The organism is Saccharopolyspora sp. ID03-671 (assembly GCF_045278815.1).
GTDB classification, from domain to species: domain Bacteria; phylum Actinomycetota; class Actinomycetes; order Mycobacteriales; family Pseudonocardiaceae; genus Saccharopolyspora; species Saccharopolyspora ipomoeae.
On record NZ_CP134054.1, the window covers coordinates 6,992,310 to 7,014,603 of the forward strand.

The 22,294-nt window shown below is 67.6% G+C and carries 28 protein-coding genes and 1 pseudogene; 16 read left to right on the forward strand and 13 right to left on the reverse strand.

Annotation, left to right across the window (positions count from 1 at the left end; genetic code table 11):
• Window positions 1-122 precede the first annotated feature (122 nt).
• From REH65_RS32475 to REH65_RS32525, 11 genes are all read right to left on the reverse strand, one after another.
• On the reverse strand, window positions 123-341 hold the full coding sequence (locus tag REH65_RS32475) for a hypothetical protein (RefSeq protein WP_406690542.1): 219 nt from the start codon (window positions 339-341) through the stop codon (window positions 123-125).
• A gap of 65 nt (window positions 342-406) precedes the next feature.
• Complete coding sequence (locus tag REH65_RS32480; RefSeq protein ID WP_406690543.1) at window positions 407-973, reverse strand: hypothetical protein; 567 nt, start codon at window positions 971-973, stop codon at window positions 407-409.
• A gap of 30 nt (window positions 974-1,003) precedes the next feature.
• Window positions 1,004-2,107: a DUF4192 domain-containing protein gene (locus tag REH65_RS32485; RefSeq protein WP_406690544.1), complete on the reverse strand. Its 1,104-nt coding sequence runs from the start codon at window positions 2,105-2,107 to the stop codon at window positions 1,004-1,006.
• A gap of 259 nt (window positions 2,108-2,366) precedes the next feature.
• Complete coding sequence (locus tag REH65_RS32490; RefSeq protein ID WP_406690545.1) at window positions 2,367-3,272, reverse strand: bifunctional DNA primase/polymerase; 906 nt, start codon at window positions 3,270-3,272, stop codon at window positions 2,367-2,369.
• A gap of 83 nt (window positions 3,273-3,355) precedes the next feature.
• Entirely contained in the window at window positions 3,356-3,757 is a 402-nt protein-coding gene (locus tag REH65_RS32495) for a hypothetical protein (protein WP_406690546.1), read from the reverse strand.
• 67 nt (window positions 3,758-3,824) lie between these two features.
• Entirely contained in the window at window positions 3,825-4,019 is a 195-nt protein-coding gene (locus REH65_RS32500; RefSeq protein WP_406690547.1) for a hypothetical protein, read from the reverse strand.
• 76 nt (window positions 4,020-4,095) lie between these two features.
• Complete coding sequence (locus REH65_RS32505) at window positions 4,096-4,284, reverse strand: hypothetical protein (RefSeq protein WP_406690548.1); 189 nt, start codon at window positions 4,282-4,284, stop codon at window positions 4,096-4,098.
• A 68-nt stretch (window positions 4,285-4,352) separates the two neighbouring features.
• Window positions 4,353-5,738 carry a ParB/RepB/Spo0J family partition protein gene (locus REH65_RS32510; protein ID WP_406690549.1) on the reverse strand — a complete coding sequence of 462 codons (1,386 nt, stop codon included), beginning with the start codon at window positions 5,736-5,738 and terminating at the stop codon, window positions 4,353-4,355.
• Between the two features lie 111 nt (window positions 5,739-5,849).
• Complete coding sequence (locus REH65_RS32515; RefSeq protein WP_406690550.1) at window positions 5,850-6,320, reverse strand: hypothetical protein; 471 nt, start codon at window positions 6,318-6,320, stop codon at window positions 5,850-5,852.
• A gap of 376 nt (window positions 6,321-6,696) precedes the next feature.
• Window positions 6,697-6,894, reverse strand: a complete 198-nt coding sequence (locus REH65_RS32520; protein WP_406690551.1) for a hypothetical protein — start codon at window positions 6,892-6,894, stop codon at window positions 6,697-6,699.
• The gene (locus REH65_RS32525; protein ID WP_406690552.1) at window positions 6,891-7,127 is read right to left on the reverse strand and encodes a zinc finger protein; all 237 of its coding nucleotides are present in this window, start codon (window positions 7,125-7,127) and stop codon (window positions 6,891-6,893) included. The genes REH65_RS32520 and REH65_RS32525 overlap by 4 nt, the downstream gene beginning before the upstream one ends.
• A gap of 159 nt (window positions 7,128-7,286) precedes the next feature.
• Here REH65_RS32525 and REH65_RS32530 point away from each other — a divergent pair, with 159 nt between their 5' ends.
• From REH65_RS32530 to REH65_RS32540, 3 genes and pseudogenes are all read left to right on the forward strand, one after another.
• Window positions 7,287-8,156, forward strand: a complete 870-nt coding sequence (locus REH65_RS32530; RefSeq protein WP_406690553.1) for a helix-turn-helix domain-containing protein — start codon at window positions 7,287-7,289, stop codon at window positions 8,154-8,156.
• A complete protein-coding gene (locus REH65_RS32535; protein ID WP_406690554.1) occupies window positions 8,153-8,356 on the forward strand; it encodes a DUF397 domain-containing protein in 204 nt (67 codons plus the stop codon). Before REH65_RS32530 ends, REH65_RS32535 begins: the two co-directional genes overlap by 4 nt.
• 119 nt (window positions 8,357-8,475) lie before the next feature.
• Window positions 8,476-8,886: pseudogene (locus REH65_RS32540) on the forward strand (transposase); the annotation flags it as partial.
• Window positions 8,887-9,077: 191 nt separating this feature from the next.
• Here the strand turns inward: REH65_RS32540 and REH65_RS32545 are convergent.
• Window positions 9,078-10,283, reverse strand: coding sequence for an acyltransferase family protein (locus tag REH65_RS32545; RefSeq protein WP_406690555.1), 1,206 nt, complete (start codon window positions 10,281-10,283; stop codon window positions 9,078-9,080).
• Window positions 10,284-10,764: 481 nt separating this feature from the next.
• On the opposite strand from REH65_RS32545, the gene REH65_RS32550 reads away from it, so the two are divergent.
• From REH65_RS32550 to REH65_RS32610, 13 genes are all read left to right on the forward strand, one after another.
• Complete coding sequence (locus tag REH65_RS32550; RefSeq protein WP_406690556.1) at window positions 10,765-11,637, forward strand: SDR family NAD(P)-dependent oxidoreductase; 873 nt, start codon at window positions 10,765-10,767, stop codon at window positions 11,635-11,637.
• 19 nt (window positions 11,638-11,656) lie between these two features.
• Complete coding sequence (locus REH65_RS32555) at window positions 11,657-12,130, forward strand: MerR family transcriptional regulator (RefSeq protein WP_406690557.1); 474 nt, start codon at window positions 11,657-11,659, stop codon at window positions 12,128-12,130.
• A 240-nt stretch (window positions 12,131-12,370) separates the two neighbouring features.
• Window positions 12,371-13,225, forward strand: coding sequence for an SAM-dependent methyltransferase (locus REH65_RS32560; protein WP_406690558.1), 855 nt, complete (start codon window positions 12,371-12,373; stop codon window positions 13,223-13,225).
• A gap of 2 nt (window positions 13,226-13,227) precedes the next feature.
• Window positions 13,228-13,461 (forward strand): FAD-dependent oxidoreductase, encoded by a 234-nt coding sequence (locus tag REH65_RS32565; protein WP_406690559.1) that lies wholly within the window; start codon window positions 13,228-13,230, stop codon window positions 13,459-13,461.
• Entirely contained in the window at window positions 13,383-14,645 is a 1,263-nt protein-coding gene (locus REH65_RS32570; RefSeq protein ID WP_406693299.1) for an NAD(P)/FAD-dependent oxidoreductase, read from the forward strand. The genes REH65_RS32565 and REH65_RS32570 overlap by 79 nt, the downstream gene beginning before the upstream one ends.
• Before the next feature lie 2 nt (window positions 14,646-14,647).
• Complete coding sequence (locus REH65_RS32575; protein WP_406690560.1) at window positions 14,648-15,346, forward strand: hypothetical protein; 699 nt, start codon at window positions 14,648-14,650, stop codon at window positions 15,344-15,346.
• Window positions 15,268-15,777, forward strand: coding sequence for a hypothetical protein (locus REH65_RS32580; RefSeq protein ID WP_406690561.1), 510 nt, complete (start codon window positions 15,268-15,270; stop codon window positions 15,775-15,777). The genes REH65_RS32575 and REH65_RS32580 overlap by 79 nt, the downstream gene beginning before the upstream one ends.
• Entirely contained in the window at window positions 15,774-16,592 is an 819-nt protein-coding gene (locus REH65_RS32585; protein ID WP_406690562.1) for a DUF6182 family protein, read from the forward strand. Before REH65_RS32580 ends, REH65_RS32585 begins: the two co-directional genes overlap by 4 nt.
• 3 nt (window positions 16,593-16,595) lie before the next feature.
• Window positions 16,596-17,264, forward strand: a complete 669-nt coding sequence (locus REH65_RS32590) for a LysR substrate-binding domain-containing protein (RefSeq protein WP_406690563.1) — start codon at window positions 16,596-16,598, stop codon at window positions 17,262-17,264.
• Window positions 17,261-18,052 (forward strand): alpha/beta fold hydrolase, encoded by a 792-nt coding sequence (locus REH65_RS32595; RefSeq protein ID WP_406690564.1) that lies wholly within the window; start codon window positions 17,261-17,263, stop codon window positions 18,050-18,052. The genes REH65_RS32590 and REH65_RS32595 overlap by 4 nt, the downstream gene beginning before the upstream one ends.
• Entirely contained in the window at window positions 18,046-18,885 is an 840-nt protein-coding gene (locus tag REH65_RS32600) for a class I SAM-dependent methyltransferase (protein ID WP_406690565.1), read from the forward strand. The genes REH65_RS32595 and REH65_RS32600 overlap by 7 nt, the downstream gene beginning before the upstream one ends.
• 47 nt (window positions 18,886-18,932) lie before the next feature.
• Window positions 18,933-19,748 carry a carboxymuconolactone decarboxylase family protein gene (locus REH65_RS32605; protein ID WP_406690566.1) on the forward strand — a complete coding sequence of 272 codons (816 nt, stop codon included), beginning with the start codon at window positions 18,933-18,935 and terminating at the stop codon, window positions 19,746-19,748.
• 465 nt (window positions 19,749-20,213) lie between these two features.
• Entirely contained in the window at window positions 20,214-21,023 is an 810-nt protein-coding gene (locus REH65_RS32610) for a class I SAM-dependent methyltransferase (protein ID WP_406690567.1), read from the forward strand.
• 562 nt (window positions 21,024-21,585) lie between these two features.
• Here the strand turns inward: REH65_RS32610 and REH65_RS32615 are convergent.
• Complete coding sequence (locus REH65_RS32615; protein WP_406690568.1) at window positions 21,586-22,251, reverse strand: NADPH-dependent F420 reductase; 666 nt, start codon at window positions 22,249-22,251, stop codon at window positions 21,586-21,588.
• Between the last annotated feature and the right edge of the window lie 43 nt (window positions 22,252-22,294).

Sequence of the window (22,294 nt, forward strand, 5' to 3'; positions counted from 1 at the left end):
TGCGATGCTACGTCACGACGTCGGTGGGTTGGGCGTGTTCGCTTCACGCGGCGTGGGTGCGCGGGTGCTCGTGTGGGTGAGTGCATGGCAACTCCAGTCGCATCGGCAGGTGGCCGGGGTGGTTAGTGGCGGTGGGGTGCGTTGCAGCCGACTCGGTGGGCTCTGAGCCAGCACTGGGCGCCGTCGTGGCGACCGGTGGAGTCCAGGAACCCGGCCAGCACGTTGGCCTCGACGCAGGTCAGGTAGGCGGCGAGGTCGTCGGCGAGCGTTTCGTCGTCGAAGACCTCGGCCAGGACGTCGGCGGGGTCGTAGTACGAGGGCGCGGCGTTCGGGGTGGTCACGGAGTACTCCTAGCGGACACACCACGCTGCCCCGTGGAAGGACCGCGTGGGGCGGCCATGCGCTGTTATGCGGGTTTGTGATCGGGGCGCAGCTGCAGCGGTGCGTAGTGGCATGCGACGGGTTCGCCGAGGTGCCATCCGCGGCACTCGATGGTGCCGAGAGTGCGAGTGGGGACCGCGAGCTTGGCGCGGGCCTCGGCTTCGGCGTCGTCGATGCGGGAACCGAACAGCTGCTCGCGGTGTTGCTGATCGTCTTCGATCGGTAGCGGTGTGTCGGGAAAAGCCTTGTGCCACATGCGAAAGAGCAGGCCGGTAGCGGTAGAGTTCAGCGGAGCCGTCTGGCTGACCTGGCAGAAGGCGAGTGCGATCTCGGCGGCCGTGGCAGGCTGGGTGTCGGCGCTGTCGGCGATGCGGTCGAGGAGTTCGCGGGCGTGTCCCCGGTAGACGAATTCCGTGCGCATCCGCTCGTCGTGGGAGTGCAGGAGGATAAAGCTGTGGTGCAGCGTGTCGGAGTGGGCGGGGTGGCGGCGTTGCGCGGCGCTGATCTCCTCTTCTGCCCAGCCGATCATGTCGAAGAGCGGGTCCAGTTCGTTGTGCGTGTCGTTGATCAGATCGGCGATTTCGGTGAACACGGTGATCCTCCAACGGGTTTCAACCGGAACTCAGCGTGTGGAGTGGATTTGATCGAGAGCTGGGGTGTGAGATGGCGGCGGCCCGGCTGCCGCTCGGCGATTGACCGAACGGCAGCCGGGCCGCCGTGTCCTGCGAGGGTGTGGGTGGTTACGGCTGGAGCAGGCGCGCCGCCTCCGAAGGCGGCATTCCGCTGTCGATGGCCGTGCGCAGCGTTCGCGCAAAGGGTGTTCGGGGTCGACTTCCAACGCGCGGTCGACCGCGACGCTGGCCAGGGGCCCTTCGCTACGCACGAAGGCCGAGACGGTCAGCAGGACTGCGGCATCGGCGAGCTCAGGCGCGGGGGCCTTGCGGACCAGCGTGAGCCAGAGCTGGTGGGCCGCTGCGGCGTGCTCACCGATCGCGGTGGGCAGCAGTGCATCGCGGACGCGGGTGTCGGAGATCCAGTACAGGATCTCGACGAGCTCGTCGTCATCGAGATCGCGGCCCTGAGAGATTTCGGTGATGGCATCGTTGATCGTGTCGATCCTGTCGGCGACGGCGTGGGGCTCGGGATCGTTGATGCCCAGCCCGTCGAGCGCGATGGCCCACCGTGCTGCGGTGGCCTCGTCGGGCTCGATGAGCGCCGCGAGGTCCTCGCGGCTGGAGAACAGGACGTGACCGAGTGCGGTCAGTTCCGCACCCAGTAGGGACGCTTGAGGGTCGGCGACCGTGCCGCGCAGGCTGGGGTCGAGGTAGGAGACCCACTCGGCGCCGTGGTGAATGTCCGGGGTCCACACGGCGGACACGACGGGGCTCCCGGTGGCGGCGAGAGCATCGAGGAGTCCGTTGACGAGCGATTCGTGCGGCAAACCGTCTACTGGCTTGGCGTCGGTGTCGGTGATGAGGAACAGCAGCACGGCATCGGCCTGCAGCCTCTGCTGCACCACGCCGGTGACGTAGGCCAGGAAGTCCGCGTACTGGTCCGGTTCGGGGAGGCTGACCCGCATGGTCGAGCCCAGCTGGTGCTGGTCATCGCGGACGTGGTCCAGGGCGATGAGGGCCAGTGAGTATCGCGGGTAGAACCCGAGCATGTGCGGAAGGCCGGCCAACAGGTCATCGACCGAGTTCATGGGCACGTTGATGCGCTCGTTCATGGATGAATCTCCCTGATGGGTGGGGACAGGATGAAAAGCCCTCACCCCCTGTTCCCACGTGGGTGCGTGGTGAGGCCGGGTGAGGGTGTTGATCTGCGTGTGGTGCGGGATCAGGACGCCGGTGGGGGTGGCGGGGGTGTGCGAAGCACATCGCGCAGCGACGCCGCAGGCGCCCTCGCCACCCCCACCGGGGGCCTGATGTGCTGGCGCCGCGGATCGACAGGCGCTCGACCGCCGCCCAGCGGCGCGAGACGACGAGTCAGTCGCCCGGCTGAGTGATGTGACGGGGGCGTTGGATGCCCCAGGCCAGACCGGCGCGGATGGTGGTATCGGCCTCCGCGTCGGTGAAACCGTCCCGGCCGATGTGCGTGTGCGCGGCGTGGCGCAGGGTGTTTTCAGCGACGGCGTAGTCGATCTCCTGGCCGCCGACCAGCCGCCCCAACGCACCCGCGGCCTTCAACAGCACGTGGTGGCGTTGACCGGTGACAGCCCGGGCCACGTTGTCGGTTTCCGCGCGGACCACGGCGGCGATGTAGGCGGCAGCCCGCTCGGGTGGGAGCCGCAATTCGGTCGAGGCGGTTGCGGGGTGGGGCGCGAGCAGACCGGTGATCCACTGCGGCAGCGGTGCGATCGGCAGGTCCCGCTGCACCTGATAGCGGCCGTGCGGGCCCACCGACCCGGCCGCCACCACGTAGCCACCGGCTCCGCGGGTATCAATCCACCTGCCCAAGCGCCCGACACTGCACCGCAACTCCACCCCGGCAGGGGAGGTGAAGTAGAGGTGCTGGCCGCCGCTCGGGGTCGCCACCGTGTAAGTGTGGTCGGGAAACCGCTCGCCGGCCTCGGCGGCGAGCACAGCCAGGCCCGCATACCCGGTCCCGACGGCGGGATCGGACTCGGCGTGTGGCGAGGTGGCGTGGGCGATGTCGAGATCGACCACGAGCAATCCGCTGGGGCCGCAGGCGATCCCGACATTGTGCGGCGCCCGCCGCCACCAGGCCCGAATCTGGTCCGGATCGGTGGTCGCGGTCGTCTCCCAGTCACCGATGGCGGGTTTCTTGGCGCGGGGCTGGAGCGGAAACACGTGCTTTCCCACGGCGGCCGCCTCCAGCGCCACGCGCATCAGGCGCGGTGTCGCAGCCCCGCGGTTCGAGGTGGAGGACATGATCCAACGTTTCCTTCCTTCAACTCACGGTAGACCCACTCACGGGACGATTCGTCGCACCTCGAATCCAGCGGCGGGCGGCATCAGTCGGGCAGTGCCGCACCGGGGTGTTCGAGAGGGATTTCGCGAGGCGGATCGATCTCGTACCAACCGACGGGCTCGCAGGCGAAGAAGCGCCCGTCGACGCACACGACGTCGCCCACCGACAACGCCCGCAGTCCCGCCTTGAGGTAGGACACCGCGTGCGGATCGGCGTTCTCGCAGGTCGGGGTGCGCTCGACGGCGAAGTTCTGGAAGGCTCGTTCAGCGATCTCGATGCAGCTGGTCGCCGAGTCCACCTCCGTGTCGTCGTAGGCGAACACCTGGGTCACGGTGTCGTTGAGCGTGTATCCGAACAGCGAGGCTCGGGGGCTGTTGTTGTGCAAGATCCGCACAGCGACCGGCTCGCGGGACGGGCGAGCGGGTACACGGCTACGGGCGTTCATCGGTTCCTCCTCCGGAACAAGACGACGGGCCGGCCCTGCAGCGCAGGACCGGCCCGTCACGGGGTTGCTACTGGGTCTGGCGGGCCTCTTCGATCGACTCCTCGGCGGCGGTGTCGTCACCGGCGCCAGCGGGGTTGGTGCTGTTGCGGAGACGTTCGATCAGGGCGTCGAAGAACTCGTCGACGCGCTGCAGCGCAGCCCGGACGACTCCTGCGATCAACACGAGCACCAGGAGCTCAAACACGAACACGAAGAACCACATAGGACACACTCCACTGCTGATCGAAAAAGTATGGGAATGGTGAAAAGCACTGCGTTCCTGCCGGATTCAGCACGTCTTACTCGCGGGGTGTGCGGTGGTCGCGGGCAAGTTGACCGAGTCGCCGACTGTATTCGGCGCGGCGGAACCACTCGGCCTGCAACACATCGAGCTGGTCAGTATCGCGATCGATGATCGCGTCGAACGTCAGCGTCGCGAGATGCTCATTGTTCACCCCTGACAGCTCTGACTCCTCCTCTTCGGACACCGGGACCTCCCTCTTAAGACAGCGCAACTCGCCCCGGCGTGTGGCCGGGGCGCGTCGGGTCGTGCGGATTACGCGTTGTCGTCGGATGTGGTCGTGATGTCGGGGTTGAGAGCGAGCTGTTCCACCTCGGAGAGGGGGTAGCCCCAGGAGGCCAGGGCGGTGAGATAGCGCTCGTCGGCCGGAGTGGGGGAGCGCCAGGTGTTGACGGTGTGGCCGGCGTCGTAGGCCTCTTCGTAGGCGCAGAGCACGATCCCGAGCTCGGCCATCGTGACCTGGTCCTCGGTCATCCGCCGCCCACCCGCCTGCAAGCGGTCGACGCGCTTGTCACCCAAGGTGGTGCGGGCGTAGCGGTTGCCGCGCCCGATCGCCTTGGTGACCCGCTCATCGCCGGCCGCCAAGACGGCGGCCAGGAACTGGCGCGTCTGCTTCGGCGGCGTCTTGCGCTGCAGGAACTCCTGCAGCCACTCCCGGCGCACCTCTAGGGCCGCACGCCACTGCGGATTGAGCTCTCGCGCCCGCTTGCGCTCGGCCTTGTCCTCCTCCGAGAGACCCTGCCCGCTAGCGGAGGCATCCGAGTGCTTCTGGTGGCCGTGCTTCTTCCAGTCCAGGCAGTGCCAGGTCACCCGCGTGTCCCCGGAAAAGACCGTCCGCACACCGGCCGCGTGCCCCGGGCACGCCTCGTGCTCGGCGACGAGCTCCGACAGACGCTGGCCGTTGGCATTGGTCAAGGCCGACAGCGGCTGAGCGGTCTCGGGCAGGTCAGCATCGTGCATCGCCGTCACCCCAGTGGCGGAGAGGCGACCGATTTCTTCATCGCAGGCCTGGTGGGCCTCACGCTCATGACGTCGCCTGGTCATCACGTGCTTGAGCTGGGCAGGGCGGTTCTGCAGCGTTTCGACGATCTCGTTGTAGGCGGCTTCGTCGTCCTCGAACTCGCTGATCGCCGCGAGCTGGAGCATGTCCAGCTGATCGTGCTGCCGGGCCAGCTTCGTCGCCTTCTCACTACCACGAACCGTCAGCGCCGCCCGGACTACCGCGATGTCGGTTTTGAGCTGGTCGGAGATGTCGTCCGGGCTGAGACCGAACATGGCGAGCTGCTCGACCATGGCGGCCTTGTCCGCCTCACCGAACCCGCGGCGGTGCTCGTTGGCGATCCACTGATCCACCAGACGCCGCCACTCCTCGGCCTCCTCGACGGTGACCAGCAAGACCGGTACCTGGTCCTGCTGGTGGTGCAGCGCGCAGAGCACCCGGGTGAAGCCGTCGATGACCGACGGGCCCTCCTCGGTGGGCGTGGCCAGGATCGGAAGCCGGACGCCGTGGGTGCCGACGCTGGCCAGCATCTCGGGCTCCTCGCTCGGCAAGTCGGTGATGGTGCGCGGGTTGTCCCGCAACACCAGCGACTTCGGGTCCAGGGTGGCGAAGCGGGGAAGCTGCTGATCGGTCGTGGGCATGAAAGCTCCTTTCATCGGAGTCGAGAAACACCAACGCGGCGAGGCCCGACGGTGGTCGGACCCCGCCGCGTGACAGGCAGGAGTTGTTCGATTGGTAGGGGAGTGCGTTGGTTAGGGCGCGTCGTGGTCGGTGGTGGGCCAGGCGTTGGACGGAGGAAGATCGGGACTGAGCGGGAAGGGCGCGGTGACGAGCACGGCGGGTTGCCCGCAGAGGTCCTCGTGGACGGTGACCACGCGTTGTTCGGCTTCCGTCTGGTCGGGGTAGTAGCGGTGCAGCGAGGTGCCGGCGGTGTGGCAGGTCGGGCACCAGATGCCGTACCCCCGCGGTGCGAAGTAGCCGACGGCGATCTCGTGCGGCCGGTACTCGTAGCCCAGCGAGGCCACGATGATCGAACTCGTACCACCGGGGATGTCCTCGGCCGCCGGAAGTGCGAAGCGTTTGCCCGAGGGCCCGCAGAAGGTCACCCGGACCTCGGGGTCATCACAGGGGTGCTCGAGGATCCCGATCAGGTGGATGTCGTTGAGGAAGATCCGCGACTTTTCGCGGCCGTACTGGAATCTCGTGATGTTCGGCAAAGTCATTGGTGTGGTTTCCTTTTCCGCAGGCACCAGAAAAGGACAAAAACCACCAGGCCACCGCCCACCCGCTACGGGGTTGGGCGGTGGCGTCTCGGGGTTTCTGCCTGCGGCTTGAGGGCTGGGCGGTGGGCCCGGAACGCAACACGGGCGGGGTCCCCTCCGGGGTGCCCGTGTTGCGTGGAGCGGCCCGGCGTCCAGCACCCTGCCAGCAGGCAGAACACCGAACGCGCCACCGGCTCAGGGGCAAACGTTTTACCTGGACGAACGTGACCTCAGTGGCGCCCGAATGTGTGCCCCTGTCGACGTTGTGCCGGCCTACGTGCAGGGAGCCGACGCTGGCGAGGACCAGACCCGCGGGAAGTCCAGGGAACGAGGTGGATCATGAGTCGGTCACCACTGAGATCACGTCGCCGTCTATGGCGGCGGGGCCATCGGCGGTGCGCAGTGCGGTAGCGAGGTGGTCGCAGACGCGTGCGAGCTCTTCTCGCTCATTCCGGGAGGTGTATCCGGCCTCGACGTTGTCGACGGCGGCGGCGATCGAGATGATCGCGGCCCGCATGAGCGTCGCGGTCTTCACGGGCGGACCGGTTCGGTGCCCGTGGCGGGTGGCATCGGCACGCCCGCCACGCGGTGCGCTTCGCGGTTGCAGTGCTGGCAGGTCTCCCAGAACCACGCGCGGTCGGATTGAGATGTGGTGACAGTTTTCCCGCACAGCGTGAGGACTTCCGTGTCCTTGCCGCTGCCAGGACCGCTGACCGCGGTCGCGTGGCGTTCTCCTTCGGCCGGTGTCCATCGAACAGGATGAGTCATGGCGGATCGCTTCCCCCAATTATCGTGAGTCGCACCGCGCAACAGTGGTAACGCGGTAAACAAAGTCTGTTACCACTGATACCGGTCGGGCAATGCCCTGATCGTGGGGTCATTGATGCTGATCGACATCGCACCCGACCGGGGCCTATTGTGTGGTGCATGGCTGTTACCACTGGCGCGACGACGCAGGCCCTCACGCTCGGCGCTCGTCTTCGCGAACTTCGCCAAGATCGCGGGTGGAGTCTGCGGGCGTTCGCCCAGCACCTCGGGTACAGCCACCACGTGTCCCTCCAGAACTGGGAAACGGGCAAGCGCAGTCCCGACACGGACACGGTCAACCGGATCCTCGGCGCGCTCGGTGTTAACGGAACCGAGGCTGACGAGGTCCTTCAACTCGCCCGCGAGACCGGCGCCCCGCAGTGGCTCGCGGTCCGATTGGGTGACCGGGCGCGCCAGCTGGAGGCGCTGCTGAAGTTCGAGTCGGAGGCGACTCGCATTGTCGATGTCTCGCCGCTGCTGGTTCCGGGACTGCTCCAAACCTCCGGGTACGCCCGCGCCCTCATGACCGAGGTCGGCGTTGCTGATCACGAGATCGAGTCGCGGGTGCGGATGAGGTGGGGCCGCCGGGAGGTGATCGATCGTGAGAAGCGGCCGGCGGAGCTCGTGACGTTCATCGGCGAGGCCGCCCTGCGTTCCAGCATTGGTGGCACCGCGGTCATGGCCGAGCAGCTGCAGCACCTGATCAACAGCGCTCGGCGCGAACACATCACGGTCCGCGTGATCCCCTCATGCGTGGGCTGGCATCCCGCTTTGGAGGGCGCGTTCCTGCTGCTGGAGTCCGACGCGAGTTACTCGAAGATCGTCCACATCGAAAACCGCAGGGCCGGTCTGTTCTTCCACGAACCCGACGACGTCGCGGCCTACACGGATGCCGTGGACCGCATGAGTAGGGAAGAAGTGGCGATGAGCCCGGAGGCATCGGCCGAGTTCATCGCCGGCATCATCACTGAACTGGAGAAAACGGAATGAGCCTATCGCAGCCCCCGACGGGGTGGCGGAAGTCGAGCCGCAGCGCCAACACGAATTCCTGCGTGGAGGTCGGCAACGCGGCAGACGGACACGCCGCGGTACGCGACACCAAAGACCGAAGCCAGGGCTACTTCACCGCCACCCCAACCCAATGGCAAGCCTTCCTCGACGCGATCAAATCGGATCGCTTCACGTCGTGATCACCGTCCGAGGTCCCGCCACCCAGTAAAGGGTGGCGAGACCTCGTCGGCGCTAGCGGGGTCGATGAAACGCCCCTCGCTGGTCTCGGCCTCAGCGCCGCGCCAGGCGCGGTCGGCGTCGCAAGATCGTCGGATGGTCGATCGACAACTGCCAGGACACCACCCTGGTCATCAACGCGCTCGACATGGCCATCAACAACCGCACACCACCACCCGGCGGCATCGTCCACGCCGACCACGGCGTCCAGTTCACCTCGTGGGCCTTCACTAACAAGGTCCGCTCCGGCCTGATGCCCTCGTTCGGCACCATCGGTGATGGGCTCGACAACGCGATGATGGAGTCGTTCTGGTCGTCCATGCAGGTCGAGCTCCTGAACCGGAGGAAGTGGCGGACGCGGCTCGACCTGGCCAATGAGATCTTCACCTACATCGAAATCTTCTACAACCGCCAGCGACGACACTCCCATCTCGACTACGTCTCACCAATCGAGTACGAGCTATCCTCCGAGAGCTCATCTATCCCCGCCTGACCTTCACACCGGCCGGGGTAACGAACTCTGGGGCAGGTCAAGGTGTCAAGTAGACCCTGGGCAGATCCGAAGAGCGGGTGGTTCTGACGTGCCGAGTGAGTTTGAGCGAGGAAGCGACCGTCGGCCCCGACCGGACGAAATCGGACGGGGCCGACGGTTGCTCGCGGGCTGGCCTCCTCGTTCGGCGGCAGTCAGCGCTCCTCGTCGGCTCGTCTGGCGGCGAGCGGTCGGGCTTCCGCGAGGGCCGACTCCTGCTGGACGGGTGCTGACCTCTTCCTCGGGTTGGACCAGCGCTGGGTGATGGGGCGCTCGATCAGGTCGTACAGCGCCCAGGACGCGAGGATCGAGACGCCGAGGCAGAGCAGCATCATGGCCGTGGCCTGCGGTGCGGTGTAGGTCTTGCTGCCGAGCAGCTTCCACACTCCTTGCAGCACGGTGTAGTGCACGAGGTAGAAGGCGAAGGAGATGTCGCCCAGCCAGACCATCACCTTGTTGCGGAAGACGGTGAAGCGGCCCTCGTCGTCCGCGATTGCTCCGGCCGCGATGAGGACGGCGGCTGGGATGACGCAAACGGCGCGCGACGAGTAGATGTACGGAGTGAAGTAGCCGAGCGCATAGCTGGCGATGAGCAGTGCGCCAGCCCAAATCATACCGATGTTGCGCCAGCGCCCCGACATCACCGAGCGGGCTACCAGGATGCCGAGGGCGAAGTCCAGGACTCGGGGGAACGGCAGGATGTACGAGAAGAAGTACTGGTTCACCGAGGTCTCGGGCTCCATGGGCATGAACACGGAACCGGCCGGGACGAGATGGGTGGACAGGAACGGCGTGGCGATGATGCCGAGGCCGACGATCGCGACCCAGAGATTGACCCGGTTGGCCGGTATCTTCTTGATTAGGCGGAGCAGGAGGGGGAAGAGCAGGTAGAAGATCGCCTCGACGGCCAGGGACCAACCAGCCGGGTTCACGCCGAAGTTGATGGAGAAGTCCGGGTAGTACACCTGGAGCATGAAGAAGTTGAGCAGCCCGATCTTCACGTCGGTGAAGGGTGCCGCGAAGACCACCATGGCCAGCACCCAGACCACCAGATAATTGGGGACGATCTTGAGGAACCGGCGGCGCCAGAAGCGCGGCGCCGTGTCCGTCTCCCGCGACGACCAGGTCAGCACGAAGCCGCTGAGCACGAAGAAGAAGCTAACGCCGAGGGCGCCAACGTGGTGTACGGAACGGTAGTAGTCGTGCACGTTCTCGGGGCTGAGCCAGGGCACACCCATGTAACCGAGCAGCGCCGCGTGGTAGAGAAAAACCACGAAAGCGGCGGCAAAGCGCAGCCCGGTGAGCGTGTTGAGGCGAGTGACCCGGGAGCGCCCCGTCGCACTTATTGCATTTGCCGACACGTATCTACTCCTAAAGGAAATGGGTTCCCGGATAAGCGCAATTTACCCGACCCGGCCCTTCGCTACAGGGGCGAATTCATGCGGTTACTCCCACCACCACCAGGCCGACTACCAGTCCGTTTGCGGTGGGTGGTGGTCGCACCACCATGACTGGGAAACTCTTCCTCAAGGCTTGGTGCCCGCAGGAACGGACCGTGTTCAAATTGTCCGAACACCCCAGGTGGTCAGCCGGCTTCTCGATGGGTTTTCCGAATTGTTCATCGCGGCAATTTCGCACGACCCGCCCCGCTCATTGCTGCAAATCGGATTCCGCACCAGGTGCGCGGCGCGGGTGACCGTCTGGACACCGGTACCTCGCTGAGTGCATCGGCGCGCACCGGCCGAGAGTGCGCAGCGGATCAAGCGGGGTGAGCCACTCGTGGCCTGCCGAGCCTGAGCGCGGCTTGCCTTCAAGCGCGCTCGAAGCTCTAGCGTCAGAGCCATGGCAACGATGAACGAGACGAAGGCATGGATGATCACGGGCGCGAGTTCGGGCCTGGGCCTCGCGCTCGCCGAGGCGGCGCTCGCGGCGGGCGAGCGTGTGGTCGGGACCGCGCGGCGGGTCGACCGGTTCGATGAGCTCAAGGCGCGGTACGGGGACCAGCTCCTCGCCATCGAGCACGATGTGCGCGACACTTCGGGAGCGGCGGCGGTCGTGCAGCGGGCGCTGGAGGTGTTCGGGCGCGTCGATGTGCTCGTCAACAATGCCGGCGCCGGACAGGTCGGGACCGCCGAAGAGATCACGGATGCCGCGCTGCGGTCCATGCTTGAGCAGCACCTGTTCGGCCCCGCCGCCTACGTGCGCGCTGCGCTGCCCCACCTGCGAGAGCGACGCTCTGGTGCGATCGTGCAGATGAGCAGCCAGGGCGGGCGGCTGTCGTTCCCCGCCGTCGGCAGCTACTCGGCCGGCAAGTTCGCGCTTGAGGGCTGGTCGGAGGCGCTCGCGGGCGAAGTCGCACCGTTTGGCATCCGCGTCCTCATCGTCGAGCCCAGTCGCTTCCGCACCGCGTTCAACGCCGCCGACGTGCTCAACACAGCGCAGCGGAGCTCGGTCTACGACGAGGTCGCCGGTGCCGTGCGCGCGAACATGGCCGAGGCCGATGGCGTCCAGGAAGGCGACCCGGCACGCGCTGCCCAGGTGATCCGCGACATGCTCGACACCCCCGACGCGCCGCTTCGGCTCCCACTCGGTGCGGAGGCGGTTCGCAACCTCACCCGCGTCTACCGAGGTGCGCTCGACGACGTCGAGAAATGGGCGTCTGCGAGCGAGTCGGCGGACTTTCCGGGCATGCCAGCCGCTGTGCGCGCATTCTGATCGTCGTACATTGTGAGCCATGGCCACTGAAGCGTTGATCGAACGCATCCTCGCTGCCAGCGACGGGCCGTCCTCGTCAGCGATCGAAGCGCTGAACGAGCTGCTCGACGACACCACGATCGAAGCCTCGCCGAAGCCCAAGGGTGTCGCCGAGGCCGCCAGGCTCGTCGGCCTGTCGACGCACACTCTCCGGTACTACGAGCAGGAGGGACTCGTGCGGCCAGCTCGCAACGCCTCCGGATACCGCGAGTACTCCGCGCTCGACATGCGCCGGCTTGTCTTCCTCACCCGGATGCGCCTGTCGGGCATGACCATGACCGACCTCAAACGCTACATCCTGCTCGTCGAGCAGGGCCCGAGCACCATTCCGGAACGTCGGCGCATCATGCTCGACCAGCAAGACCGAATCATCCGGCAGATCCGCGAGCTTGGCCTGGCGCTGGAAGCGACCGAGTACAAGATCCGCGTTTACGACGGGCATCCGGAAGGCTGACACCTGCCTGCGGTCCCACGGGCTGATGCAGGCGTGTTCCTTCGTGATCTCCGGTTCGTTCCCACACCGCGTGGAGTCCGTCGCGCGCTCCTCTTCGCTCTAGAGGCTGCTGCGCGCGGGCGCGCGACGGGCACTGCACGGGCATTCCGGCGTGCCGAACCGCGCTCCCGGCAAGCGGGTCGTCCCCGGTCCTTCCGACGCGCGCCACGCTCTCGAACAGTCCCAGACGAGGAGCCCCCCATGCCCGTGTTCGACCCTGTCGAACGGACCGCCCTGCTCACCGCAGCCCTCCGCGCGGCGGAGACCCGCCGCGCGGACCGGTTGTACGAGGACCCGTACGCCGCCGGACTCGCTGGAGACGAGGGCCCGGACCTGCTGGCCGAGATCCGAGCCGCGACCTTTCCCCCTGACCGGCCGCGAACCCTGCCCAGCACCCCGGACTACAACGCCATCCGCACGAGGTTCTTCGACGATCTGCTGCAGGACGCCGCCCGGGCGCCGGAGACCACTCAGATCGTGCTGGCCCCTGCCGGGATGGACTCGCGGGCCTACCGGCTGTCCTGGCCCGATCACATCCGCTACTTCGAGGTCGACCGCCCATCGGTGCTCGACTTCAAGACCGAGCGGTTACGCGGGATCCCGCCCCGCATCGACCACCGCACCGTCGCCGTCGACTTCAACGACGACGACTGGGAGGACCGGCTCTGCGCGGCCGGGTACGACTCCACCCTGCCCTCGACTTGGCTGCTGGAGGGCCTGCTCTACTACATCCCCGAGGCCGCCTCCCGCCGCATGCTTGAGCGGGTCGCTGCGATCTCCGCGCCAGGCAGTCGGATTGCGGCCGACATCGTCAACCGGTCCGCGCTGACGCTCCCTCACGTACAAGGCCTGCTCGACGTGTTCGCCAGTTGGGGGTGCCCCTGGGTGTTCGGCACTGACGAGCCGGAGGAACTGTTCGCGCAGTATGGCTTCGACGTTCGCGCTGTTCAGCCGGGCGAGCCGGACGCCGATTACGGAAGGTGGCCGGACTCGGTGCCGCCGCGCGAAGTCCCGGAAGTGCGCCGGGTGTTCTTCGTGCACGGTCGGCGACGCTGACCATGGGGACCATCGTGATCGCAGGCGGTGGTGCTGCCGGTCTCGCCCTGGCTCTGGCGCTCGGCGGACGCGGTCACCGGGTCCGGGTTCTTGAACGGGGGAGACGCCCCCGGACGGGCCCGTCCTCAAGAGCGCAGAGTCGTGGCTGCGACCGGCGGTGCCGCAGGCGGCGCACGACCACGTCCTCAATGCGCTCGGGGTGTGGACGCTGCGGCGGTACGCGCCGGGGTTGCTGACCGGGTTGCTGGAGGCTGGGGCGCGGCTGTGGGACCTCAGAACGGCGGCACCCGGCGACGTCGACGACGAAGACCTGATCACCGTGTTCTGCCGTCGCTCCGTGCTCGATCTCGTCCTCCACCGCTGCGCGAGTGCCCTGCCCACGGTGACCATCAGCCACGAGACCGCGGTCACCGAGCTGCTGCTCGACTCCGACCGGGTGGCCGGAGTCGTTACGGATTCCGGAGAGCCCCTCGCCGCTGACCTCGTCGTGGACGCTTCCGGCCGCCGCTGCGCGTCGCGGACCTGGCTCGCCGCAGCCGGTTTCCCGGCCGGGAAGGACCTCACCGGCGCCAGTCACCTGCGCGCATTCGGCCGCTTCTACCGGCTGCGTCAACCCGGCGGTTCGCCGCCGGGGCCGCTCAACCGGGGCAATGCGGCTGGCGGAGTCTGGGGCCACTACTCGGCGGTGGCGCACCCGGCGGACAACGACGTGTTCGCCATCACTCTCGGCACCCTGCCTGGCGACCATGCCACGACGGCGCTGCGCGACCCCGGTGTCTTCACCGCCGTCTGCGGGATCTCGCCATACCTGTTCCCGTGGGTCGATGAGAGCGCCGTGGAGCCGATGGGGCCGGTGCGAGTGATCGGCATGCCGCCGAACCTCCTGCGGGGTGCCTCGCCCCTCGTGGGTCTCCTCCGGGTCGGAGACGCGGCCTGCGTCACCGACCCGATGTTCGGCCGCGGGCTCTCCCTCGCCTTCACCCATGCGTTCCGGCTCGCGGACCTGATCGACCGGCACCCGTCCGCGGCGGTTGAGCTGGGCCGTGCCGCTGCGGACCTGAGCGACGAACTCCTGCGGCCCTGGTACGAGCAGAGCATCCACGACTCGTGGGTGCGGGTCGAGCGGTGGCGGGCGGCGGCGAGTCTGCCTCCGGCGTCCCGGTGCCCCCCGGTGCCGCCGGTAGCCCCGGACCTCTGGGCGGCGGCGAGCAAGGCCGCGGCCACCGATCCGGTCGTATGGCAAGGAGTTACCCGCGCCCAGACGAGCCTGACGACCCCTGCCAGGCTCTTCGCCGACGTGGACTTTCCGAGCCGGGTGCGTCAGGTGCCCGCCGAGCCCGCCCCGGCTCCCGAGACCTCGCCTCCCACGCGGACCGAACTCCTGCAGACCATCACAGCCACCGCACGGAAGGAAGGATGACGATGCCGCCCCGCAATCACGTCCTGCTGGCCCCGGTCACGGTGACGCCCACCAAACCCCTCACCCCGAGTCATCTCAAGGGTCTACTGTGGACCGACGTCATGTTCCGGGCCACGGCGCCGCTCGCCGAGGTGACGTACCGGTACAGCCCCACCACGTACCACGTCACCGAGCAGACGGTCGGCTTCTGGGAGTACCTCGACCGCACTCGTGGTGAGACCGACTACGCACAGTTCTCCGAGGAGGAGATCGGCGAACTCTACGTTCGCTACCGATCCGAGGAGCAGCCGCCGAGCGCGAAGGCATTGCGGCCGTACCGGGACGCCATCGAGCACAGCGGCTGGACCCACCCCGCGAGCCGACGGCTGCTGGAGCTGTGGACCGGGCACTACAAGCGGCTCGGCATGCACGACCCCGGTCTCAAGGAACACCAGCCGCCGGGTCTCGCCTTGGAGCAGATGGTCGAACAGCTCGCCGCCACGGGTCTCGTCCTCGACCAGCGCGACTGCGGCGGTCCGGTGTACCTTGATCTCACCCGGTACGGCATGCCCCGCGCCGCATCATCACGTCGGACGGCCGGCCCAACTACGTCGCCTGCGCCTTGCGCGAGTTGCTTCCGCTCGTGGCCGGGTACGACGAGGTCGTCCTGCTCTACGACCATGAGCTGGACACCGACTACCAGCTTCTCAGCCGCGTCCTGACCCGCCTCGGGCCCGCAGTGCGCCGAGTGCCCCTGGGGAGGGTTCCCATCGACGGGCAGATCGCCTCGGCCCGGCACGGTGGTTGGCGCGGGCACACGGTCGGCGTCCTGCTGGGCGAGGCCGCCGAGAAGTGCGGTGACGACACCGAGGCGTTGCGGCTCGGCATGCGCCTGTACTTCGTGGCGACCCTCGGCCCTGGCCAGCGCGAGTCGTTCCGGCACGACCTGCTGCGGAAATGCCTGAGCATGGCCGCCCGACTCCTCGAACGTTCCCGGGCTGGCGTCGCTGTCGGCACCGGTGATCTGTTCGACGCTCTCGACCGGCACCGGCGTGGCCACGCCTACGTCGACCCCTACCAGCTCACCTGTTCCCTCCTGGGCCGTCGACGGCCCGCTCCCGATCCCGGACTCCTGTCGGCGGTGTACCTGTGACCAGTTCCCCCGAACCGACGGCTCTCGCCCACGCGGTTTCCGACCCCTCGGAAGCACTCCCGCCCGCGTCCCCGCCGCAATCCGCCCTGCTGCGCTCCGCCGTGGACCGCGTCCGCACTGCCCGGCCCGAGTTGGCCGACCGGCTCGATCTGTCCAGCGGCCAGGCCTTGAAGGCGCTCCGGGCCGGCTTCCACGACGCGGACGCCGTCGACACCGAGGTGCTGGCGGTGGTCGTCGTGTCCCAGCTCGATCTGCCCCAATGGGTGCGCGAGACTTGCACTTTCGCGCTCGCCCTGGCGCCGGAGACGCGTGACGCCTGGCGCAGCTCCTTCACGCGCACCGTGTTCTTGGCCGGTAACCCAGCCAATCTGCATGAGCGGTTCACCTTCGACCACGTGGCGGGCGATGGATCGTTGGCCTGGTCGGGCCCGGCGCCGGGTGCGGCGACGGCGACGCTGCGTCGCCTCCTCAAGACCTTCGAGGGCGGGCACGAGCTGACCACGATGCCCGCGGCCACGGTGACCGTCCCTCGTCCGGCGATCGCGTCCTGCTCCGGCGGGTTCCGCAGCGCCGTCCACCGCGACCTGTACATCGCCACCGCCAGGGTGACCGTCGCGCACGCCCTCGTGCACATCAACCACTTGCTCGCCGAGGCCGTCCTCGACGGACTGATCCAACCCTGCGACCGCCTGACCCTGCGATTCGTGCCCCGACTGAACGTCCTGGCCCGCCAGTTCGCAATGCTCCGCGTAGACACCGACGTTCACCGACCGGACGAACTTCAGGCCTACGCGGGACTGACCACGGAGGTCTGACCCATGACCAGCCGCACACCCGTAGCCGCCGGTGACGCCTCTGCCTCCGGCGCGGCCGCGTCGCCCCGGCCCCTCCGGCTCGGCATACACGGTTCCACTCACCTCGCCGCTCGCATCGTGGCCGCCGCCGATCACCCGGTGTCGTCGATCGAGTACATCCGCTACGAGGTCTCTGAGCCGTTCAGGCTGCTGCGCGCCGGGGAGACCGACCTCATGCTCGTCAAGTACGACCCGTTCGATCCGGACATCGCGCTGAGCCAACGCGTCGCTTGGGACGGCCGTGCCGTGCTCGTGGGCGCCCATCACCCACTGGCAGCCCAGGAGTCGGTCTCTCTTGAGCAGATCGCCGACTACGAGGGATTCCGATGCCCCGGTGACTTTCCGCCGAACGTCTGGGATCTCGTCGTTCCGCCTCACACCTGGGCAGGCCGCGCCATCCGCCGTACGCATACCATGACCACGGTGCTCGCCCTGGTGGAACGGCTCCGGAGCACTCTCGCGATGCACGTGTCCTTCCAGTCCCTCGAGGCGGTCCTGCCGCCCGACATCAAGGTGGTCCCCGTGCACGACCTGCCCCCCTCTCCGGTAGCCCTCGCCTGGCTGCGCGGCACACGGCTGCCCGAGCGGGCGTGGCGGTTCGTCCGCGACGCGGAGCGGGCGGCCGAACGATGAGCGGCGCGGACCTCCCCATCGTCCTGCTCCACGCCTTGCCTCTCGACTCGTCCATGTGGGACGAGCCCGCTCGGGCCCTGCGAGCCTGCGGTCACCGCGTGCTCCCCATCGACCAGTGCGGCTTCGGGCGCACCCCGCTCCCGGTGGACGCAGCCCCTTCCCTCGACTTGCTCGCCGACGAACTGGCCCGCGAACTCGATCGTCGCGGCCTCGACTCGGCGGTCGTCGCCGGCTGCTCGATGGGCGGCTATGCGGCGATGTCGTTCCTGCGCCGCCATCCACACCGCGTCCGCGCACTGGGTCTGTTCGCATCCCGTGGCACGGCCGACACACCGGAGGGGGCCGCGGCGCGCCTCCGCTTCGCCGACTTGATCAGCGATGACTCTCTGCGTGCCAGGATCGTCGCGGACACCACCTCGTCCCTGCTCGGCGCCACCACCCGGGCCCAGCAGCCCGGGTTGCTGGCCCGGGTGACGGCGCTGGCGCAGGCGGCCGATCCACAGTCCGTGGCGTGGGCGCAGCGGGCAATCGCCGCCCGCGAGGCCTCTCTGTCCGCACTGAGCACCGCGGACGTGCCCGCCGTGGTCGTCCAGGGCGAGGAGGACGAGCTCGTCACCGTCGACGAGGCCCGTGCTACAGCCGCCGCCCTGGCCGGCGGCCGGCTCGTCACGCTCCCCGGAGTCGGTCACCTCGCCCCGCTGGAAGCACCAGGGAAAACCGCGGAGATCCTCGTTTGGCTCCTGGCCGCGGGGCACACCTCCTGCCCGGATGGAGCGAAAGCATGTTGACCGAGGATCACGCGGCGTTCGGCTACACGACCTCCACCGGCATGGCGTTCACGCACGAGGAGATCGTCGACCTCCACTTCGAAGCCTGCGCCGACGCCTACGAGGAGGCCTTGGGAACCGTCGGAATCCGCGCCGGCTGGCACGTCCTGGACGCGGGCTGCGGGAGCGGCGCTTTCCTGCCTTGGCTCGCGGAACTCGTCGGCGAACGGGGCCGGATCTCCGCCCTGGATCTGGCCGAGGAGAACGCCGAGCGGGCCGCCGAGCGGATGCGGAACCATCAGGCCCGGCTGCGGACGGAGGTGCGGCAGGGGAGTGTGCTCCGACTGCCCTATTCGGACGCCTCGTTCGACGCCGTGTGGTGCGCGAACACCACCCAGTACCTCGACGACGCCGAACTGGCCCGCGCTCTCTCGGAGTTCCGTCGGGTCACCAGGCACGGAGGGCTCGTCGCGGTGAAGGACGTTGACGGCACGCTGAGCACAGCACGTCCCGCGGACCCGTTCCTGATCACCGACTTCTTCCGCGCGTCGGCCAGGTCCTCTGGATACGCGCGGCAGCTGCTGCGCGGCCGCGACCTGCATCGCGGACTCCGCGCAGCTGGCCTGAGATCGGTGCGGCAGCGAACGATTCTCATGGAGCACTACGCACCTCTTTCCTCTGCGGCCATGCGGTTCTACGGCAACGCGTGCGCGCGTTTCGCGCGACAGGCGCGGAATCTGGGGATTCCGGGCGACTGGGCGCCGTTCCTCGACCCGGAGGACGCGGCGCACCCGTTGCGCCACCCGGACGGTTACATCAGCGAGGGAAATGTCGTCGTGGTCGGGACTGTCTGAATTCTGAAATTGCTTGGTGCAAAAACCGATCACTAACGTGGAGCAGCATGAACGAGTCCAGTTCCTCGTCCGCGCAGACCGATACCCGATACGAGCGCGGCCTCGCCGTGCTCGGTGAGATGTCCGGCGCACGTGGCACGGCCATCGTCGACGCTCTGGCCGACATCGCCCCGGACCTCGGCCGGTTCGTCGTCGAGTGGGCCTACGCCGACATCTTCGATCGCCCCGGACTGGATCTGCAGGAGCGCGAGTTGGCCACGATCGGCGCGCTCGCCGCGCTGGGGGACACCGCACCGCAGATGAACTTCCACATCGACGCGGCCCTCCGTGTCGGCGTCACCCCCGTGGAGATGGTGGAAGCTCTCGTCCACCTGGTCCCTTTCACGGGCTTCCCGCGCGCGCTCAACGCGATCGGCGTCGCCCGGGCTGTCTTCGCCGACAACGACCTCACCGTCGACCCGGTGGTCATGGACGACGGCCGCGACCGCTACGAACGCGGCGTCGAGAACCTGATCAGGATCGACGGTCAGCACGGCCTGGACGTCGTGGCCTTCCTGAAGGACATCTCTCCCGACCTGGCCCGGTACGTCGTGGAGTTCTCGTTCGGCGACATCTACCACCGGCCGTGGCTTTCGCCGCAGCGTAAGCAGCTCGTCACCGTCGCCGCCCTGACGGCTTTCGGCGACACGGCGCCGCAGCTGGCCGTGCACATCGGGGCCGCTCTCAACGTCGGCCTGAGCCCGGCGCAGGTCGTCGAGACCCTGACGCAGGTCACCGCGTACGTCGGTTTCCCATACGTCCTCAACGCCATCAGCACGGCCCGGGAAGTGTTCGAGAAGCGAGACCCCTCCGAAACGCCGTGAGCGGTACGGCGGGTGGCGGCGGCACGTGGAGGAGCGTTACTCTTCGCGCAGGCGGTGTTCGCACCACCACGATCAGAGGACACTTCCTCCACCAGTGCTGTGCGCCCAAGATGAATGTGTGGGAAGCGGCCGGGTCGAAGCCGCCGCATTCCGACTTGAAGAACTGCTTGTCGCCCAGTGGTGTGCGCTGCTTGAGCGGTTCTTCTGTACTGGTCGCTGAGGGAGGAATGGGCAATTTAATTGTCATTCGTAGTGTAGTGGTGCCGGCTGAACTGACGTGTGTGCCCCGCATGCTCCGGAAAACCAGCTGGTCAACTCTCCGCGAAACCCGTGCCTTTGCCTGTCCATCAGGAGGCCCGTATCTGTGGTGAGTCAGGGGTGCACGTGTAGCTTGCCGGCACGCGTTCCAGCAGGCGCGACCGCCCCTGCCATCGCTGGATCGAAGATCAGAAGGGAATTCTAGAAATGGCTGGATTCGACTCTCGCGGCACTTTCCAGAAGGCGGCGAACGAGTACACGAGGATCCAAGACTCCTTCCCCGATGTAATACGCGACCCGCTGCTGGCGGACATGGCGGTCAAAGAGGGCGACCGGATTCTCGACCTTCCCTGCGGAACGGGCGACTCGATCGTCAGGGCGGCGGAGATCGCAGGGCCGACAGGGCATGCCCTGGCCATTGACGTCTCCCCGTCCATGATCGAGGAGGCCGAAGGGAATGCGGAGGCCGCGGGGGTCAAGAACATCGAATTCCGCGTTGAGGACATGAATGAGGCGCAGTTCGAGGTCGCCGCGTTCGACATCGTGGTGTCGGCCAATGGCCCCTTCTTCGCCTCAGATCTCAAGGCCTTCCTGGCGAAAATGTGGGACGCCGTCAAGCCGGGCGGTAAACTGGTCCTCATGACCTTGGGGCGCAACTTTCTCGCCCCCGTCTCTGGGGTCTTCATGGACCTGGCTCAGAACAAGATCGATGACCTGCAGGTCTCCATGCCATGGCGCTTGACCGAAGACATCTCCTTTCTGAAAACGATCCTCGAAGAGGTGACGCACAAGCAGCGGATCAAAATCACCCATCGGGACGTCGTGATGGATTATGAGACAGCCGACGGGGGCTGGAGTCTCCTGATGGGCACCGCATTCAGGAATTACACCCTGGAGATGGCGCCGGAGATCCGAGTCGAAATCGAGGCGGAGGTGAAGGAGTGGATGCAGGCCAACCGCCAGTTCTCCGCGACCTGCAGCTTCAACAACATCATCGTTACCAAGGACGCCGCGTGAAGTGAAGGCCGTCAACCTTCTCGGCCTGCCGGCTCATGATGAGGATCGGTCCGGTTCGCCGGTCCCGTGAGTGACTTGGTGTCGCGTCCATCGTGCGGCAGGGGGTCGGGGAGCAGCGCGGATGAGGTCGTCGATACTAGTTCGCCGCTCCACGGCGCTCCCGGATCCTGGTCGCCGATCCCTGCGGATCGCGGGGATCGGCGACCAGCGGTGATGCTGCGCCGAGGAGTGGTTTCAGCTCGGGCGGGGAGCCCGCGGTGGGGGATGCGACGCCGGGAGAGGACAGCTCCGCTCATGCGATCGCGGTGCAGAGGGCGAACAGCACGTCCAGACGGGGACCACTCCGCCGATACCGCCGCTCCACCACCGGCAACAACGGCTCGATCCTGGCTGCCGCTGAGGTAGAGGAGTCGAAAACCGCTGCTCGCCATGGATCGCGACTGGTCGAACCCCCGAACCTCAACGCACGTCCGGTGGTGTGAGAGCGGCCGGACAACCCGGCCTCTCCTGCTTGATTTCCCGGACGACCTGCGACGACGTGCACATCCGGGGCACAGGCGCTTCAATCGTCCTCGATGCCTGCGGCCCTCCGCAAACCGGCTGCCGTCGAGAAGTATCCGAAGAGCGCGCCACCGGGCTCCAGCGCCGCGGACTCGTCCAGCCCTCCGAGCCGTACCGGGACGAAGCCCGCGTCCCGCACGAGGCGTTCCGTGATCCCCAGCGCGTCCTCGTCGTCCGCGGCGACCGCCATCCCCCAGAAATGCCGCTGCTGCGTCCCGCGTGGCCACAGGAGCTCGTCCGGGAAGTGGGTGAAAGCCCGCGCCACCGAACTGTTCGGCAGCCGCTGCGCCGACCAGCTTCCCTGGGTCAGACCCGCGCGCAGCTCGGATACGAACAGGCCGTCCTCGGAGAGCCCGATCGGGCTCGTCGCATCGATCACGGTCTTCCCCGTCAGATGGTTGCCCACTTGCTCCAGCAACTCCTCAAGATGCGGACGTGGCACCGAAAGCAGCACCACGTCACTCGCGTCCACAGCGTCCGGGTACCCGGACGCCCGTGCCCTCTCGCCGGCCTCCTCGACGAGCGACGCGAGCCGGTCCGGAGTCCGGGAACCGAAGGTCACGGTGTGACCGGCGGCCAGCCAGTGGCGTCCCAGGGGAAGGCCGATGTTGCCCGCGCCGAGGACGGCGATGCGCAGCGGTGTGGAACCGACGTTGGAACCGGGCATCGTCAAGCTCCTTGGTCTCTGTGATCGGTCACGGTGAGATGAC

Bases quoted from the DNA above. Each gene is read 5' to 3' on its own strand.
- REH65_RS32485 (WP_406690544.1), bottom strand. From the start codon at position 2,107: ATGAACGAGCGCATCAACGTGCCCATGAACTCGGTCGATGACCTGTTG.
- REH65_RS32490 (WP_406690545.1), bottom strand. From the start codon at position 3,272: ATGTCCTCCACCTCGAACCGCGGGGCTGCGACACCGCGCCTGATGCGC.
- REH65_RS32495 (WP_406690546.1), bottom strand. From the start codon at position 3,757: ATGAACGCCCGTAGCCGTGTACCCGCTCGCCCGTCCCGCGAGCCGGTC.
- REH65_RS32500 (WP_406690547.1), bottom strand. From the start codon at position 4,019: ATGTGGTTCTTCGTGTTCGTGTTTGAGCTCCTGGTGCTCGTGTTGATC.
- REH65_RS32510 (WP_406690549.1), bottom strand. From the start codon at position 5,738: ATGCCCACGACCGATCAGCAGCTTCCCCGCTTCGCCACCCTGGACCCG.
- REH65_RS32515 (WP_406690550.1), bottom strand. From the start codon at position 6,320: ATGACTTTGCCGAACATCACGAGATTCCAGTACGGCCGCGAAAAGTCG.
- REH65_RS32525 (WP_406690552.1), bottom strand. From the start codon at position 7,127: ATGACTCATCCTGTTCGATGGACACCGGCCGAAGGAGAACGCCACGCG.
- REH65_RS32530 (WP_406690553.1), top strand. From the start codon at position 7,287: ATGGCTGTTACCACTGGCGCGACGACGCAGGCCCTCACGCTCGGCGCT.
- REH65_RS32535 (WP_406690554.1), top strand. From the start codon at position 8,153: ATGAGCCTATCGCAGCCCCCGACGGGGTGGCGGAAGTCGAGCCGCAGC.
- REH65_RS32550 (WP_406690556.1), top strand. From the start codon at position 10,765: ATGGCAACGATGAACGAGACGAAGGCATGGATGATCACGGGCGCGAGT.
- REH65_RS32555 (WP_406690557.1), top strand. From the start codon at position 11,657: ATGGCCACTGAAGCGTTGATCGAACGCATCCTCGCTGCCAGCGACGGG.
- REH65_RS32560 (WP_406690558.1), top strand. From the start codon at position 12,371: ATGCCCGTGTTCGACCCTGTCGAACGGACCGCCCTGCTCACCGCAGCC.
- REH65_RS32565 (WP_406690559.1), top strand. From the start codon at position 13,228: ATGGGGACCATCGTGATCGCAGGCGGTGGTGCTGCCGGTCTCGCCCTG.
- REH65_RS32575 (WP_406690560.1), top strand. From the start codon at position 14,648: ATGCCGCCCCGCAATCACGTCCTGCTGGCCCCGGTCACGGTGACGCCC.
- REH65_RS32590 (WP_406690563.1), top strand. From the start codon at position 16,596: ATGACCAGCCGCACACCCGTAGCCGCCGGTGACGCCTCTGCCTCCGGC.
- REH65_RS32595 (WP_406690564.1), top strand. From the start codon at position 17,261: ATGAGCGGCGCGGACCTCCCCATCGTCCTGCTCCACGCCTTGCCTCTC.
- REH65_RS32600 (WP_406690565.1), top strand. From the start codon at position 18,046: ATGTTGACCGAGGATCACGCGGCGTTCGGCTACACGACCTCCACCGGC.
- REH65_RS32605 (WP_406690566.1), top strand. From the start codon at position 18,933: ATGAACGAGTCCAGTTCCTCGTCCGCGCAGACCGATACCCGATACGAG.
- REH65_RS32610 (WP_406690567.1), top strand. From the start codon at position 20,214: ATGGCTGGATTCGACTCTCGCGGCACTTTCCAGAAGGCGGCGAACGAG.
- REH65_RS32615 (WP_406690568.1), bottom strand. From the start codon at position 22,251: ATGCCCGGTTCCAACGTCGGTTCCACACCGCTGCGCATCGCCGTCCTC.